18 protein-coding genes are annotated in these 13,491 nt (G+C 66.7%); 2 read left to right on the top strand and 16 right to left on the bottom strand.

The features are described 5' to 3' along the window. Positions 1–54 precede the first annotated feature (54 nt). The 8 genes from EG885_RS00390 to phnG are packed head-to-tail and all read right to left on the bottom strand — an operon-like array spanning position 55 to position 5,620. A complete protein-coding gene (locus EG885_RS00390) occupies positions 55–585 on the bottom strand; it encodes a phosphonate metabolism protein/1,5-bisphosphokinase (PRPP-forming) PhnN (protein WP_131572486.1) in 531 nt (176 codons plus the stop codon). Beyond that, entirely contained in the window at positions 582–1,265 is a 684-nt protein-coding gene (gene phnL / locus EG885_RS00385; RefSeq protein WP_131572485.1) for a phosphonate C-P lyase system protein PhnL, read from the bottom strand. Before phnL ends, EG885_RS00390 begins: the two co-directional genes overlap by 4 nt. Before the next feature lie 4 nt (positions 1,266–1,269). Then, positions 1,270–2,025, bottom strand: a complete 756-nt coding sequence (phnK, locus tag EG885_RS00380; protein WP_131572484.1) for a phosphonate C-P lyase system protein PhnK — start codon at positions 2,023–2,025, stop codon at positions 1,270–1,272. Next, positions 2,022–2,882, bottom strand: a complete 861-nt coding sequence (locus EG885_RS00375) for an alpha-D-ribose 1-methylphosphonate 5-phosphate C-P-lyase PhnJ (RefSeq protein ID WP_131572483.1) — start codon at positions 2,880–2,882, stop codon at positions 2,022–2,024. The genes phnK and EG885_RS00375 overlap by 4 nt, the downstream gene beginning before the upstream one ends. After that, complete coding sequence (locus tag EG885_RS00370) at positions 2,879–3,478, bottom strand: HAD-IA family hydrolase (protein WP_131572482.1); 600 nt, start codon at positions 3,476–3,478, stop codon at positions 2,879–2,881. The genes EG885_RS00375 and EG885_RS00370 overlap by 4 nt, the downstream gene beginning before the upstream one ends. Continuing rightward, complete coding sequence (locus EG885_RS00365) at positions 3,475–4,590, bottom strand: carbon-phosphorus lyase complex subunit (protein WP_131572481.1); 1,116 nt, start codon at positions 4,588–4,590, stop codon at positions 3,475–3,477. The genes EG885_RS00370 and EG885_RS00365 overlap by 4 nt, the downstream gene beginning before the upstream one ends. Further along, complete coding sequence (phnH, locus tag EG885_RS00360) at positions 4,590–5,177, bottom strand: phosphonate C-P lyase system protein PhnH (protein ID WP_131572480.1); 588 nt, start codon at positions 5,175–5,177, stop codon at positions 4,590–4,592. The genes EG885_RS00365 and phnH overlap by 1 nt, the downstream gene beginning before the upstream one ends. Next, a complete protein-coding gene (gene phnG, locus EG885_RS00355) occupies positions 5,174–5,620 on the bottom strand; it encodes a phosphonate C-P lyase system protein PhnG (protein WP_131572479.1) in 447 nt (148 codons plus the stop codon). The genes phnH and phnG overlap by 4 nt, the downstream gene beginning before the upstream one ends. 87 nt (positions 5,621–5,707) lie before the next feature. On the opposite strand from phnG, the gene phnF reads away from it, so the two are divergent. Continuing rightward, positions 5,708–6,418 (top strand): phosphonate metabolism transcriptional regulator PhnF, encoded by a 711-nt coding sequence (gene phnF / locus EG885_RS00350; RefSeq protein ID WP_131572478.1) that lies wholly within the window; start codon positions 5,708–5,710, stop codon positions 6,416–6,418. Positions 6,419–6,423: 5 nt separating this feature from the next. On the opposite strand, the gene EG885_RS00345 is transcribed toward phnF, so the two are convergent. The 6 genes from EG885_RS00345 to EG885_RS00320 all read right to left on the bottom strand — a co-directional run bounded on the left by EG885_RS00345 (position 6,424) and on the right by EG885_RS00320 (position 11,841). Continuing rightward, entirely contained in the window at positions 6,424–7,080 is a 657-nt protein-coding gene (locus EG885_RS00345; RefSeq protein ID WP_131572477.1) for an SDR family NAD(P)-dependent oxidoreductase, read from the bottom strand. Next, complete coding sequence (gene phnE / locus EG885_RS00340; RefSeq protein WP_131572595.1) at positions 7,077–8,390, bottom strand: phosphonate ABC transporter, permease protein PhnE; 1,314 nt, start codon at positions 8,388–8,390, stop codon at positions 7,077–7,079. Before phnE (EG885_RS00340) ends, EG885_RS00345 begins: the two co-directional genes overlap by 4 nt. 11 nt (positions 8,391–8,401) lie before the next feature. After that, positions 8,402–9,247 (bottom strand): phosphonate ABC transporter, permease protein PhnE, encoded by an 846-nt coding sequence (gene phnE / locus EG885_RS00335; protein ID WP_131572476.1) that lies wholly within the window; start codon positions 9,245–9,247, stop codon positions 8,402–8,404. Between the two features lie 65 nt (positions 9,248–9,312). Beyond that, positions 9,313–10,212 carry a phosphonate ABC transporter substrate-binding protein gene (phnD, locus tag EG885_RS00330; protein WP_131572475.1) on the bottom strand — a complete coding sequence of 300 codons (900 nt, stop codon included), beginning with the start codon at positions 10,210–10,212 and terminating at the stop codon, positions 9,313–9,315. 23 nt (positions 10,213–10,235) lie between these two features. Further along, positions 10,236–11,066 (bottom strand): phosphonate ABC transporter ATP-binding protein, encoded by an 831-nt coding sequence (phnC, locus tag EG885_RS00325; RefSeq protein WP_131572474.1) that lies wholly within the window; start codon positions 11,064–11,066, stop codon positions 10,236–10,238. A gap of 196 nt (positions 11,067–11,262) precedes the next feature. Then, on the bottom strand, positions 11,263–11,841 hold the full coding sequence (locus EG885_RS00320) for a TetR/AcrR family transcriptional regulator (protein WP_165570991.1): 579 nt from the start codon (positions 11,839–11,841) through the stop codon (positions 11,263–11,265). Positions 11,842–12,015: 174 nt separating this feature from the next. Between EG885_RS00320 and EG885_RS00315 the strand changes: the two genes are divergently transcribed. Continuing rightward, positions 12,016–12,327, top strand: a complete 312-nt coding sequence (locus EG885_RS00315) for a YciI family protein (RefSeq protein ID WP_131572472.1) — start codon at positions 12,016–12,018, stop codon at positions 12,325–12,327. Here EG885_RS00315 and EG885_RS00310 read toward each other — a convergent pair. Both EG885_RS00310 and EG885_RS00305 read right to left on the bottom strand, forming a co-directional pair. Next, positions 12,320–12,871, bottom strand: coding sequence for a DUF1349 domain-containing protein (locus EG885_RS00310; RefSeq protein WP_131572471.1), 552 nt, complete (start codon positions 12,869–12,871; stop codon positions 12,320–12,322). The two genes, EG885_RS00315 and EG885_RS00310, sit on opposite strands and share 8 nt — an antisense overlap. Beyond that, entirely contained in the window at positions 12,872–13,477 is a 606-nt protein-coding gene (locus EG885_RS00305; protein ID WP_131572470.1) for a hypothetical protein, read from the bottom strand. Positions 13,478–13,491: the final 14 nt, after the last annotated feature.

The raw sequence follows: 13,491 nt of genomic DNA, 5'->3' as shown, positions 1-13,491 counted from the left end.
TCTGAAGGGGCGGTGTCAGCGGCTCAGGGGCCGGGCAGCGGGGTGCAGGCCGCGTCATCGGATGGCGGTTTCGGGCCGAAGCGCGGCCAGCAGGCGGGCGATGCCGATCTGGGGCGTGCGGTCGTTGATCACGGTGGCATGGGCGATGCCCTCGGGCATGGCGAACCCCGCCCGGTCAAGCCGGGCCGCGATATCGCTTTTCGCCTCGCGCCCGCGCGCCGCCAGACGCGCGGCCAGCAACGCCTCGGGCGCGGTCACCAGGACCACGCGCAGCCCCGGCATCTGCGCCACCGCCTGCGGCAGGGCGGCGCGGCTGCCGTTGAAGATCACCGGCCCGGGTCCGGACAGCGGATCATGCGGGATGCCATAGGACAGTCCATGCGCCTGCCAGTGCAGGGCAAACCGCCCCTGATCGCGCATCCGGGCAAAGGTCGCGGCGGTGACGCCCTCAAAGTCCTCGGCCCCGGCATCCGAGGGTCGGGTGATGACCCGCCGCGCCAGACGCAGATCGGGCCATGCCGCCAGCGCACCCGCGATCAGCAGATCCTTGCCCGCCCCGGACGGCCCGACGATCGCCGTGATCATGATGTGCGGCCCGGCGTAAAGCCCGTCACATCCACCAGCCGGTCGCAAACCGCATCGCGGGCGGCCTCGTCATGGAATATCCCCAGGATCGCCGCGCCACGGGCCTTGGCCTCGGCGATCAGGGTCAGCACCACATCGCGGTTGCGGGCATCCAGACTGGCGGTGGGTTCGTCCAGCAGCAGGACCGGAAAGGGATGGACGAAACCGCGCGCGATGTTCACGCGCTGCTGCTCTCCGCCGGAAAAGGTGGTGGGCGACAGCGACCACAGGCGGCGGGGAATGTTCAGCCGCCACAGCAGGCATTCGGCCCGCGCCTGCGCCACATCCCGGGGGACGCCCAGAATGCGCAAAGGCTCGGCCACGACATCGACGGTGGGCACGCGGGGCAGCACGCGCAGGAACTGGCTGACATAACCCAGAGTGTTGCGGCGCAGCGCCATGACGGCCCGGGGCTGGGCCCCGGCCAGCTGGACCCCGGCAATGCGGATCGACCCCGCGCCGGGCAGATAGTTGCCGTGGATCATCCGCATCAGCGTGGATTTTCCCGACCCCGACTGACCGATCAGCCCCACGCATTCGCCCGGCCCCACATGCAGCGCGGCCGATGCCATCACCGGGATCACCGCCCCCCCCTGATTGTGCAGCGTGAAGGATTTCGACAGATTATGGACATCGATCATGGCATCAGACCTGCAGGACAGAGGAAACAAGAAGCTGCGTATAGGCGTGCTGCGGATCGTCCAGCACCTGATCCGTCAGGCCCTGTTCGACCACCCGGCCCCCGGTCATCACCATCAGCCGGTCGGCCAGCAGGCGCACCACCGCCAGATCATGCGTGACGATGATGACCGACAGACCCATGTCGCGCACCAGCCCGCGCAGCAGATCCAGCAGACGCGCCTGCACGCTGACATCCAGCCCCCCGGTCGGTTCATCCATGAAGACCAGACGCGGCCCGGTGACCAGATTGCGCGCGATCTGCAACCGCTGCTGCATGCCGCCGGAAAAGGCCTGCGGGCGGTCGTCGATGCGGTCGGCGGCGATCTCGACCCGGCCCAGCCAGTCCAGCGCCGCCGCGCGGATATCGCCGTAATGGCGGTGCCCGGTGGCCATCAGCCGTTCGCCCACATTGGCCCCGGCGCTGACGCCCATGCGCAAGCCGTCGCGCGCATGCTGATGGACATGGGCCCATTCGGTGCGGGCCAGACGGCGACGCTCGGCCTCGGACATCGACAGGACGTCGCGGCCGTCATAGGTGACGTGGCCCGCATCGGGCCGCTGCTGTCCCGCCAGACAGGACAGCAGCGTCGATTTGCCCGATCCGCTTTCGCCGACGATGCCCAGCACCTCGCCCGGATACAGATCAAAGCTGACGCCGGTGCAGCCGATGCGCGCGCCATAGCGGCGTTCCAGATCGCGCACGCTGAGCAGGGGCGTCATGCCGCAACCCCGGCCAGACGGCCCGCGTGACCGGCGTCGCGGCGGGTCGTGCAATAATCGGTGTCCGAACAGACATACATCCGGGCGCCCGCATCATCGGTCACCACCTCGTCCAGATAGCTGTCATCCGCCCCGCACAGATCGCAGGCGTGATCGGCCTTGCTGGCCACGAACGGGTGATCGTCGAAATCCAGACTGACCACACGGGTATAGGGGGGCAGCGCATAGATGCGCTGTTCGCGCCCGGCCCCGAACAGCTGGATCGCCGGGCTGTCCGACAGTTTCGGGTTGTCGAATTTCGGGATGGGCGAGGGGTCCATGACATAGCGCCCCTCGACCAGCACCGGATAGGCATAAGAGGTCGCGATCTGGCCATGGCGGGCGATATCCTCGTACAGCTTGACATGCATCAGCCCGTATTCCTCCAGCGCGTGCATCTTGCGGGTCTCGGTCTCTCGCGGTTCCAGAAAGCGCAGAGGTTCCGGGATCGGCACCTGATAGATCAGGATCTGGCCCTCGCTCAGCGGGGTTTCCGGTATGCGGTGCCGGGTCTGGATCAGCGTCGCCTGCGCCGTGGCCGTGGTGACGGCCACCCCTGCGGTGCGCTGAAAGAAGGCGCGGATGCTGACCGCATTGGTCGTATCGTCAGCGCCCTGATCGATGACCTTCAGCCGGTCGTCCGGCACGAGGCAGGCGGCGGTCAGCTGAACCCCGCCGGTGCCCCAGCCATAGGGCATGGGCATTTCCCGGCTGGCAAAGGGTACCTGATAGCCGGGGATCGCCAGCGCCTTCAGGATCGCGCGGCGGATCATCCGCTTGGTCTGTTCGTCCAGATAGGCAAAGTTGTAATCGCTCATATCAGGCCCCGTGCGGTCAGGTCGCGTTCCAGCGCCTGCGGATCGGTGAACCGATGCGCCGCCATGCCTGCGGCCAGCGCGCCCGCGACGTTGAACGGGCTGTCATCGATGAACAGGCATTCATCCGGCCTCACCCCGGCCCGGTCGCAGAGCAGCGCAAAGATGCGCGGGTCGGGCTTGATCACGCCTTCGATGCCCGACACGATCGTGACGCCGAAAGCCGTGGCCAGACGCGGATGGGTGGCAAGCCCGACGGGCCATGTCTGGGCCGACCAGTTGGTGATCGCGTGGATGGCATGACCGCGCGCCCGCAGCCGGTCCATCAGCACCCATGTGCCCTCGATGGGATCGGCGATCGAGGCCGCATAGCCCGGCAGATAGTCCGCAAAGATCGCCCGGTCCTGCGGATCGGCAACTTCGGCCGCCAGATCGTCGAACCGCTCGCCCCCGTCGGCGCGCAGGTTCAGGGCCTGAAAACCGACCCGATCAAGGAAAGCCTGCACCGCCGCCCGGTCGCCGAGGCGCGGCAGGAACGGCGCCATGGGATCCCACCGGACCAGCACGTTTCCGATGTCAAAGACGATGGTGGTGATCATTCCGCAGCCTCCTGCAATGCGGTTTCCGCCTCGGTCCGCAGGCGGCGGACCAGTTCCAGCTCGGCCTGAAAATCGACGTAATGGGGCAACTTGATATGTTCCAGAAACCCGGTCGCCTGAATGTTGTCGCAATGCGACAGCACGAATTCGGCGTCCTGCGCGGGGGCGCCGGTGTCATCCTCGGCCAGCTCCTGCCAGCGCAGCGCCCGGTCGACCAACGACACGGCGATGGCCTTGCGTTCCGACTGGCCCAGCACCAGCCCATAGCCGCGCGTGAACTGCGCAGGCTCAAGGCGAGAGCCCTTGAACTGGTTCACGGTTTCGCATTCGGTCAGCTCGATCTCGCCGATCTGGATGGCAAAGCCCAGTTCGGGGATCTCCATCTGAACCGGCACGCGACCGATGCGCAATTCGCCGACAAAGGCATGGGTGCGCCCGTATCCGCGCTGCGTGGAATAGGCCAGAGACAGCAAAAACCCCTCGTCCCCGCGCGCCAAAGCCTGCAGGCGCAGCGCGCGGCTGGCGGGCAGTTCCAGCGGCTCGCGCGTCAGATCGGGCGCCGGAGTGTCGTCAGGGGCCACGCGTTCGATCAGCCCGTCGCGGTCCAGGATCTGCGTGACATGCGGCATCGGATCAGGATGGGGGCCAGCAGGGGAACCGGGATCGGCGTCGGGGCCGGGGTCGCCCGCAGGCGCCGGGTCCATGGCGGCGGCATCCGCGAAATCCAGCAGGCGGTGGGTATAATCGAAGGTCGGGCCCAGCACCTGGCCGCCGGGCAGATCCTTGAACGTGGCCGAGATGCGCCGGTCCACCGCCATCGCGCCGGTCCGGACCGGCACGGACGTGCCCAAGCGCGGCAGCGTGGTGCGATAGGCGCGGATCAGAAACACCGCCTCGATCAGATCGCCCCGCGCCTGCCGGATCGCCAGCGCCGCCAGATCGGGATCGTAAAGCGACCCCTCGGCCATGACCCGATTGACGGCCAGCGCCATCTGTTCGCGGATCTGCGCCACTGACATCTGCGGCACGGCGGGATCACCCCGACGTTCCTCGTTCAGCCAGGCATGGGCGTTGGCGATGGCGCGTTCGCCTCCCTTGACGGCGACATACATCAGGCATCCTCCACGGTGGTGCTGCGCGGCAGGCAGGCCAGCCGGTCGCCGCAGGTGAAGATGAAATCAAGACCCATCGGGGCCAGCGCATGGTTGGCCCGGAACGGCGCAAGGTCGGGCAGAGACAGCCGGGCATGGTCCCTGATGCCGGGGCCGGTCAGGCGGGCGCCGTCCGGTTCCAGCCGGTCCAGTTCGACGATCAGCGTGGCAGAGCGGTCGGGATAATCCGGCAGGCCGATGGAAAAGCGGTCCAGCGGCAGCAGGTCGGACCAGCGACCGATGGCCAGCACCGCCCGGTCTGGCGCGACCAGCGGGCAGCCCGCGTGAAAGGCCAGCCAATCGGCAAGGGCTGCGTCATCATGGGGTGCGCCGTCCCGATGCGCGCCGTCAGGGGCCAGATGCAACGGCGTGCCCGGATCGGCCAGCAGCAGCGCCACCGTCCCCGCCGCCCGGCCCATCGGCACAGGCGGCCGGGCCAAAGCCAGCGCATGGATCGTGCCGGGCTGCGCCATCGCCTGCATCAGGACGCGGAACCCCTGGGCCGACTGGATGGCAGGGTCGGCAAAGCCGCCGGTCAGTGCGGTCATGCGTCTTCTCCGCGTTGCAGGGTAAAGAATTCGACCCGCGTGGCGGCGGCCTTGGCCGCGCGATGCCGGGCGGCGGTCTGCGCCCCGGCCTGCAAGGCATTCAGCAGCGGTGTCAGATCGCGCGCGGCGTCGGTCTGCATCAGCGCGTCGATCACCGCCGCGCGCCGCGCATGGCTGCGCGATCGGCCCTGAACATGGCCATGCCCGACCGTCCCGCAACCAAGCACGACGGAACAGCGTGTCACCGTCATCTCGCCCAGATTGAAGGGCGCGCCCGTGGCGCTGATGCGGCCCTGCACCATGACCGTGCCGGTCTCCGGCGCGCGCAGCAGATCGTGATCGGGCAGGTCGGGCAGCACGGCCGCCAGCCGGTCGGGGGCCGTGCGCGCCAGAAGCGACAGCCAGTCGCGGCGGGCATCCGTGGAAAGGGGGTTCGCGGGCATCTTGCGGGACGTGTCCATGTTCTATACAACTAGACAAGTGATAGGCCCAACCGCGCCCCCGCTCAACCAGAACCGTGTGAATTTTCCATGACAGCTTCCCGCACCGGCCTGTGGCAGGACATCGCCGCCACCCTGCGATCCGAGATCGCGGGCGGCCATTACCCCCCCGGCACCCGCCTGCCCTCCGAGGCGCAGCTGTCGGCCCGCTTTGGCGTGAACCGCCACACCGTGCGCCACGCCCTGTCCGATCTGATCGGCACCGGGCTGCTGCGGCCCCGGCGCGGAGCGGGGGTGTTCGTCACCGGCCAGCCGACCGATTACGCGCTTGGCCCCCGCGTGCGGTTTTCGCAGAACCTTGCCGCGCAGGGGCGCAGCGGCACCCATCGCTTTACCCGGCTGGAGACGCGCCCCTGCGACGGCACCGAAGCTCGGGCGCTGGATCTGTCCCCCGGCGACCCGGTCCATGTGATCGAGGGGATCTCGCTGGCCGACGATCAGCCGCTGGCGCTGTTCCGGTCGGTGCTGCCGGGCTGGCTGGAAGGGTTCGTGGATCATGCCGCCCGCCTGCAATCGGTGACCGCGGCGCTGGCGGCCTGCGGGGTGGGCGATTACACCCGCGCCAGCACCCGCATCACCGCCAAACTGGCCAGCCCGACACAGGCCGCGACCTTGCTGATCGCGCGCGGCGCGCCCATCCTGCGATCCGACGCGCTGAACCGCGACGACCGGGGCCGACCGGTCGAGATGGGCCGGACATGGTTCGCCGGCGACCGGGTGACGCTGGTGCTGGCGGACTGATCCGCCTACCAGTGGCGGGGCGTGCCGTCGGCGCGCAGAAATTGTCCGCTGTCTGCCGGGCCAAGTCTGCTGGCCAGGACGATCAGCTGGCCCGCAACCCTGTCCGGGTCCAGATCGGCCTGTGGCCCCCCCATATCGGTCCGCATCCAGCCCGGATCGATGGCCACGGCCACCAGCCCGATCGACGCCAGATCGGTCGCCAGCCCCTGCATGACCTTGTTGAGCGCCGCCTTGCTGGCACGATAGGCGATGTGATCGGATTTCGCATAGCCCATCCAGGACATCTGACTGGAAATCGACATGACCCGTCCCGATTGGGCCGCGCGCAGGTTGGGCAGCAACGCCTGAGTGACCAGCAGCGGCGCCAGCGTATTGATGGCAAAGACCTGCAGAAAGGCGTCGGGATCGACCGGGGTGGCGGCGCTGGCCTGTGGCCCGATGATGCCCGCATTGTTGATCAGCACGTCCAGCGGGCCAAGGATGTCTGCCAATCGTGCCACCGCCGCCGCGTCGCGCAGGTCCAGCCGATAGGCAGTGGCACCCTCGGGAGCGGGTCCGTCCCGCAGGGTCACGCTCACCCGCCAGCCCGCTGCCGACGCCGCGCGGCAAAGGAACAATCCCAGCCCGCGCCCGCCGCCGGTGATCAGGATATGCCCGCTCATCCGCCGCGGATCAGCTTGCGGCGCAGCCAGCCCGACAGGCTGTCCATCGCGATCACCATCGCGATCACCAGCAGGATGTAATAGGTGACCTTTTCCCAATCCTGCGTCGTCTGGATCGCCTGCGTCAGCAGCAGACCGATGCCGCCGCCGGTGATGGCGCCGATGATCGTCGCGCTGCGGGTGTTGGATTCCAGAAAATACAGCATCTGCGACAACAGCACCGGCAGGATCTGCGGGATCACCCCGAACCGATAGCGTTGAAGCGCATTGGCGCCGGTGGACCGGATGCCTTCGACGGGCTTGTCATCCACGTTCTCCAGCGCCTCGGAAAACAGCTTTCCGAAACTGCCGGTGTCGGTCAACAGGATCGCCAGCGCGCCGGTCAGCGGACCGGGGCCGAAGGCGCGCGACAGGATGATCGTGAAGATCAGCGCATCCACGCCCCGCACGAAATCGAAGACGCGGCGGATGCCGAACCGCAGCCAGCGCGACGGGGTAAAGTTCTGCGCCGCCAGAAAGGCCAGCGGCAGCGCCACGAAGGCCGCGCCGAAGGTGCCCAGAAAGGCCATCAGAACGGTCTCGAAGATGGCCCATGCGACCGCGCCATGCTGCCAGATGTCATTGGTCCAGAACTCTGACAGGGCCAGCGACAGGTTGCTGCGGCCCTCGACCAGCCGTTCGCCCCCCAGGATGGTGCCCAGCACCGCGCCCGCCGACTGCCCCGAGAACGGGCTGGAAAGGTCGAAAAAAAACATCTCCCACCCCCAGAAATAGCGCAGCGTTTCGGTGCGCGACCGGGTGGCGGTGACGCGGCCCTGATCGGTGGTGATGGTCACGCGGGCAGGGGATGCGTTGATGAAATCGGGCAGCGTGCCGCCCGGCACGTCCAGCGCCACGCCGTCGGTCGTGTCCAGCGTCACGGGGCCGTAATCGGGAATGTCATAGACCACGCGCGGCCCGTCATAGGTCACCACATGCCCTGCGCCCAGATCGATGCGGGTGATCGCGCCACCGGCGTCGATCCAGTCCGGCAGGCGGTCGGCGGGATAGGTGGCGCGGTTCGACCCCTCGACGCTGACCGACAGGGTCTCGCGGCGATTGTCGCGGGTGACGTGAACCTTGTGGGTCACCATGTCGGCCATCAGCACGGCGGCATTGTCCAGCCGCGCCCGCTGCGCCAGCCCGGCCAGATCAAAGGCCATGGCGGCATAGACCAGATAGGCCAGGATCAGCGCGGGCACGGCCAGCGCAAGGCGCCGTTTGCGGTCCATCAGGCGGATGGTGCGGTCGTGCAGGGTGTCGGCGGTCATGGGAAGGGCGGTCACAGGGCTGCTCCGTGTGTCAGGCGGTTGCGGGCCACACCCGAGATCTGATCGACCACCACGATCGCGGCGAACAGCATCAGAAAGATCGCCGCCGCCTGATCGAACTTGCCCTGCCCGAAGGTCATCGCGTTGCGCAATTCGTATCCGATGCCGCCCGCACCGACGAACCCCAGGATGGCGGATGCGCGGATGTTCACTTCCAGCCGCAACAGGCCATAGGACAGGTAATTGGGCGCCACCTGCGGGATCACCCCCAGCCAGATGCGCTGCGACCAGTTCGCCCCGACCGAGGCCAGCCCGTCCAGCGGTTTCAGATCGACGTTCTCGTTCACCTCGGAAAACAGCTTGCCCATGGCGCCTGCCGTGTGGATGGCGATGGCGATCACGGCGGGGACCGGGCCGCCGCCCAGAATGAAGATCAGCACCAGCGCGATGACGATTTCCGGGATGGCGCGGAACACGTCGGAAATGCGGCGCATGACCGGCACCAGACGCGGCCAGCGCGCCAGCCCGCGGGTCGATCCCATGGCCAGCGCAGTGCCCGCCATGCAGCCCAGCAGGGTGGCGACCAGCGCGATGTTCAGCGTCTCGATCATCGCGGGCATGGCGCGGACCATATGACCGGGCAGATTGGCGAATTTCGCGACCGCCTCGGACACCACATCGGCGGGAAAATCGCCGACGCTGGACAGGCCCTGCCAGAAGCCCCCGGCATTGCGACCGTCGGCCACGCGAAACCCCGACACCATCATGGCCACGAAGATCACGACCAGCAACCCGCCATAGAGGCGGCGGCGGCGCGTCAGCGCCAGATAATCGTCGCGGATGTCTGCCAGTGCCATCGCGGCCTCCCGGATATGAAAAGACCGGACCCTGCGCGGGGTCCGGTCCTGTTTGGGCAGAGGGATCAGTTCATCTCGGCGCGGCGGATGTCGATGATGGTCTGGTATTCCTCGTGCGTGACCGGGGAAAAGCCCGCCGTCTCGCCCGCTGCGACGCCATAGGCGCATTCGGGGTCGGTCTCGTGCAGGCCTGCGACCAGATCGATCATCGTCTGTTTGACATCGGCGGGCAGATCCTTGCGCAGGACCACCGGACCTTCCGGAATGGGCGAGGATTTCCAGATCTCGACGATGTCGTTCATGTCGACGATGCCGCTGTCGGCGGCCTTGCGCAGCGCGCCGGAATTATAGCCGTCTTCCCATGCGCCCTGCCCGTCCGCCCAGGTCACGCCCGCGTCGTAATCGCCATTCACGACCGCGATGATCGACTGCTCATGCCCGCCCGAGAACCCGATGCGGCTGAAATAGTCGCCCTCGGTCATCGAATAGCCTTCGGCAGGCAGTTCCACATTCGGGATCAGGAACCCCGAGGTCGAATTGGGATCGGCAAAGGCAAAGGACTTGCCCTCCATATCGTCCAGCGAGGTGATGCCGCTGTCGGCGCGGGCAAAGCCGATGGAATGATAGGTATAGCTGCCGTCCAGATTGGTCTTGACCAGAACCGGCTCGACCTTTTCCTCGTCCGCGACATAGACGGCGGCATAGGCGGATGCGCCCAGCCACGCCATGTCCAGCGCGTCGCCCAGCAGGCCCTGAATGACGCCGTTGTAATCGGCGGGGGTGAACAGGCGGACGGGCACGCCAAGCGCTTCTTCGGCATAGCCGCGCAGGCATTCGTTGGACGCCATGCGGTCCTGCGCGTTCTCTCCGCCCAGCAGGCCGATGCGGAACTCGGTGATTTCCTGCGCATGCAGGGGGGTGGCCAGCGCTGCGGTGGTGGCCAGCAGGGTCATCAGTCGGGTCATGGGTCTCTCCGGAGGGGTCAGGGTCAGGCCAGCATCTGCGCCGCGTATTCGGCATCCTTGCGGGCGTCGGGGCTGGGATCGGGGGTGATCGCGGTCGAGGTGGCGGATTCGTTGAAATCCGCGTCGGCGCCGTAAATCTCGCGCGCGACATTGGTGGTCAGCTGGTCGGGCACGCCGTCAAAGACCACCCGCCCGTCCCGCATGCCGATCACCCGGTCGCAATAGCGGCGCGCGGTGTCCAGCGTGTGCAGGTTGGCGATGACCATGCGGCCATCCTCGACATTGATGCGCTTCAGCGTGTCCATCACGATCTGCGCGTTCATCGGGTCCAGACTGGCGATGGGTTCATCGGCCAGAATGATGCGGGGATCCTGCATCAGCGCCCGGGCGATCGCCACGCGCTGCTGCTGGCCGCCCGATAGGGCCTCAGCGCGCTTGGGGGCCTGTTCGGCGATTCCGAGGCGGTCGAGGATTTCCAGCGCGCGGACAATGTCGGCGCGGGGCCACAGGTTCAGCACCGTCGACCAGGTCGCGCGGCGGTTCAGGATGCCGTGCAGCACATTCGACACCACATCCATGCGCGGCACCAGATTGAACTGCTGAAAGATCATCGCGCATTGGCTTTGCCAGGCGCGCATGTCGGCCCCCCGCAGCGCCAGAATATCGCGGCCATCGACAAGGATCTGTCCGCCGCTGGCGGGCGTCAGCCCGTTCATCATACGCAGAAAGGTCGATTTCCCGGCACCGGACCGGCCGATGATGCCGACAAAGGCCGGACCGTTCACGGTCATGCTGACATTGTCGACGGCGGCCTTCTGGCCGAACAGTTTGGTGGCAGAGCGAACGTCCAGCATGAAGCCTCTTGGGTTGCTGAGGCTGGATTAACCCTGTTGCGTGACGATCGCCTGACCCCGCAATGACATCTCGGTGACAGGCGGTGCACCCTGCGCCATCCACAGACGGCCTGCGCCCTGGCGGGCCGTCGTCCCTCAAGGGGCCCGACCGTTCGCCCGGACGCAGCGCCGCCGTGGGGGGCGTCCTGTCGGCGCGTCAGGCGTCGCGGTCGGGTGACAGATCGCGCGCGACGACCTGAAGGATCTCATCGGACAGCGCCTTGTCGGGCACGGCGCGCGCCAGAATGACGGCCCCCAGCATCTGTGACAGCGTGACGATCGCGGTCTGTCGCGCCGATGCAGCGTCCTGACCCGTGGCCAGATCGGTCAGCAGCGCCAGATAGCGCGCAACCAGATCGCCGATCAGCGCCCGAAAGGCCGGATCGTCGCTGCGGGTCGCATCGACGGCCAGACTGGCCAGACTGCAGCCCCGGGCCGGATTGTCACGATGGACCGTCGAGACATAGAACGCGATCAGCGCCGCCAGCGGATCGTCGGCGGCCCCGATCTGCGCCCCGATATCGGCGGTCGTGCCGTCGATGGCGCGCGTGACGGCCTGCACGACAAGGTCGTCCTTGGACCGGAACTGCTTGTAGAACCCGCCATGGGTCAGGCCTGCGGATTTCATCAGATCGGCAATGCCGATCCCCTCGATCCCGCGTTCGCGAAACTGCGCGGCGGCCACATCGATGACCCTCTCGCGATTTTCCCGCGCCTGAGCGTTGCTGACACGCATGGTTGCCGCTTTCCCGAAATGGATGACGGCTGACATGTAATGTTTATCCCGTCGGATGCAAAGATGGAAAGCCATCCCGATCCTGCTTGACTTTTAAGATTACATTAATCATCTAATAAAAAATTAGATGTTGGAAAGCATCTATCAACAACCCTCACAGACAAGGCCGCCATCATGCCAGGCTATCTTTGCAAATTCATTCCGCCCCGCGCCGATTTCCTGTCCACCATGACACCCGACGAAAAGATCTGGATGGGACAGCATGGCGCCTATCTGGACGAGATGACATCGCGCGGTCTTGTCGTGGCGCATGGCCCGGTGATCGATCCGACGGGCAGCTATGGCGTCTCGTTGTGGCAGATCGATGCGGGCCAGGACATTGCGGCCCTGACCGGCGAAGACCCGATCATCAGGAACGGCGTCGGGCATTACGACCATTTCCCGATGATCCACCTCAGATCGCGCGACCAAGCCGCAGTCAGGTGAGATCGTGCAAAGCCTTGCCAAGCGGCGGGCCGACATGGAAATCGGAAAACCTGACCTTCAGACCCTCACGCTCGGGGGTGCAGCACATCGGGCCGACCAGATAGGATTGCGCGACGGGAAACGGGCAAAGCCGCAGCAGCGGCCATCGCAGACCATCCTCGGAGGTCTGCAGTCGCAGAACGCCTTTTGCCACCGTCACGCGCAGATACAGATCCGAGGCCTTGCCGGCATAGGGGGACGTGGCCCAATCCGACGATCCGTTGGTCAGCACGCTGCCAAGGCAGGCCGCCCCGTCCGACAGTTCGATCCCGGCCTTGATCCATGCCGTCTCATCGACCCGCACCATGATGCCGGCCTGATCGTAAAGTTCGGTATAATCGCCCCTGACCCGCACAGAGGCCGTGAAATCACCCCTCCACGACCGCCCCAGAAAATGCCCGCTGTCCCGCGTGAACCCGTAATGGGTGCTGCGCCAGAAGTCGCTGCCCCGGTCGGTGGTGACCTGCACCAAGCCGGGGGGTGCTTGCCCAGTGTCGCGGTTCATTCAGCCATGTGCAGCTATCGAACATGTCATGCCTTCGTTGCGTGAACCGATCGTCAGGCTTCGTCTGTCACCCATCATAAGACCTGGGCCCGGCCATTGGAATGCCGCAACGGCCCCTGCCAAACCCCGGCATGCGGTGCCACGGCACAGGATCGCCATGGCACCGCGCCACCCATGGCCGCTTGCCTCAGTTCTGGCCGAGGCTCTGGACATCCGCGTCAAGCGTTTGCAGCGCTGTCTAGATCGCCCCGGATCGCTCAGTGATCCACCCGGCATGGCGGTCCAGCCGCTGTTCAGCTCTTCCAGCGCGCACTCCTCATCGATAACCAATGGGTTCAGCACGGCATCCAGACGGGACAGGACGCCGATGCCCGCATCGACCATCGCGGTATTGTCGGCAGCGCCCTTGGGGTCGGGCATGCCGGGCGTGATGTTGTGGGTCTGGATGACCGGCCCCATCGCCAGCGCGATCGCCTGCGAGGCGGCACAGGCATTGTCGACCAATGCCGGGAATCCCGGATCATCCGTCATGCGCTGGCGGTTCAGCGGCCAGCGGGTGCCGCTCTGGACCGTCGTGCCCATCGCGCTGCGATCGATGTGGGCCAACCGCGCCCGCCGCC

The sequence above is a fragment of the Paracoccus nototheniae genome (genome assembly GCF_004335005.1).
Lineage (GTDB): Bacteria > Pseudomonadota > Alphaproteobacteria > Rhodobacterales > Rhodobacteraceae > Paracoccus > Paracoccus nototheniae.
The sequence above is the reverse complement of the archived record's forward strand: the minus strand, read 5'-3'. Positions and strand labels throughout refer to the sequence as shown.

Coding starts and splice junctions, on each gene's coding strand:
- EG885_RS00390 (WP_131572486.1), bottom strand. CDS start 585: ATGATCACGGCGATCGTCGGGCCGTCCGGGGCGGGCAAGGATCTGCTG.
- phnL (WP_131572485.1), bottom strand. CDS start 1,265: ATGATCGATGTCCATAATCTGTCGAAATCCTTCACGCTGCACAATCAG.
- phnK (WP_131572484.1), bottom strand. CDS start 2,025: ATGACGCCCCTGCTCAGCGTGCGCGATCTGGAACGCCGCTATGGCGCG.
- EG885_RS00375 (WP_131572483.1), bottom strand. CDS start 2,882: ATGAGCGATTACAACTTTGCCTATCTGGACGAACAGACCAAGCGGATG.
- EG885_RS00370 (WP_131572482.1), bottom strand. CDS start 3,478: ATGATCACCACCATCGTCTTTGACATCGGAAACGTGCTGGTCCGGTGG.
- EG885_RS00365 (WP_131572481.1), bottom strand. CDS start 4,590: ATGTATGTCGCCGTCAAGGGAGGCGAACGCGCCATCGCCAACGCCCAT.
- phnH (WP_131572480.1), bottom strand. CDS start 5,177: ATGACCGCACTGACCGGCGGCTTTGCCGACCCTGCCATCCAGTCGGCC.
- phnG (WP_131572479.1), bottom strand. CDS start 5,620: ATGCCCGCGAACCCCCTTTCCACGGATGCCCGCCGCGACTGGCTGTCG.
- phnF (WP_131572478.1), top strand. CDS start 5,708: ATGACAGCTTCCCGCACCGGCCTGTGGCAGGACATCGCCGCCACCCTG.
- EG885_RS00345 (WP_131572477.1), bottom strand. CDS start 7,080: ATGAGCGGGCATATCCTGATCACCGGCGGCGGGCGCGGGCTGGGATTG.
- phnE (WP_131572595.1), bottom strand. CDS start 8,390: ATGACCGCCGACACCCTGCACGACCGCACCATCCGCCTGATGGACCGC.
- phnE (WP_131572476.1), bottom strand. CDS start 9,247: ATGGCACTGGCAGACATCCGCGACGATTATCTGGCGCTGACGCGCCGC.
- phnD (WP_131572475.1), bottom strand. CDS start 10,212: ATGACCCGACTGATGACCCTGCTGGCCACCACCGCAGCGCTGGCCACC.
- phnC (WP_131572474.1), bottom strand. CDS start 11,066: ATGCTGGACGTTCGCTCTGCCACCAAACTGTTCGGCCAGAAGGCCGCC.
- EG885_RS00320 (WP_165570991.1), bottom strand. CDS start 11,841: ATGCGTGTCAGCAACGCTCAGGCGCGGGAAAATCGCGAGAGGGTCATC.
- EG885_RS00315 (WP_131572472.1), top strand. CDS start 12,016: ATGCCAGGCTATCTTTGCAAATTCATTCCGCCCCGCGCCGATTTCCTG.
- EG885_RS00310 (WP_131572471.1), bottom strand. CDS start 12,871: ATGAACCGCGACACTGGGCAAGCACCCCCCGGCTTGGTGCAGGTCACC.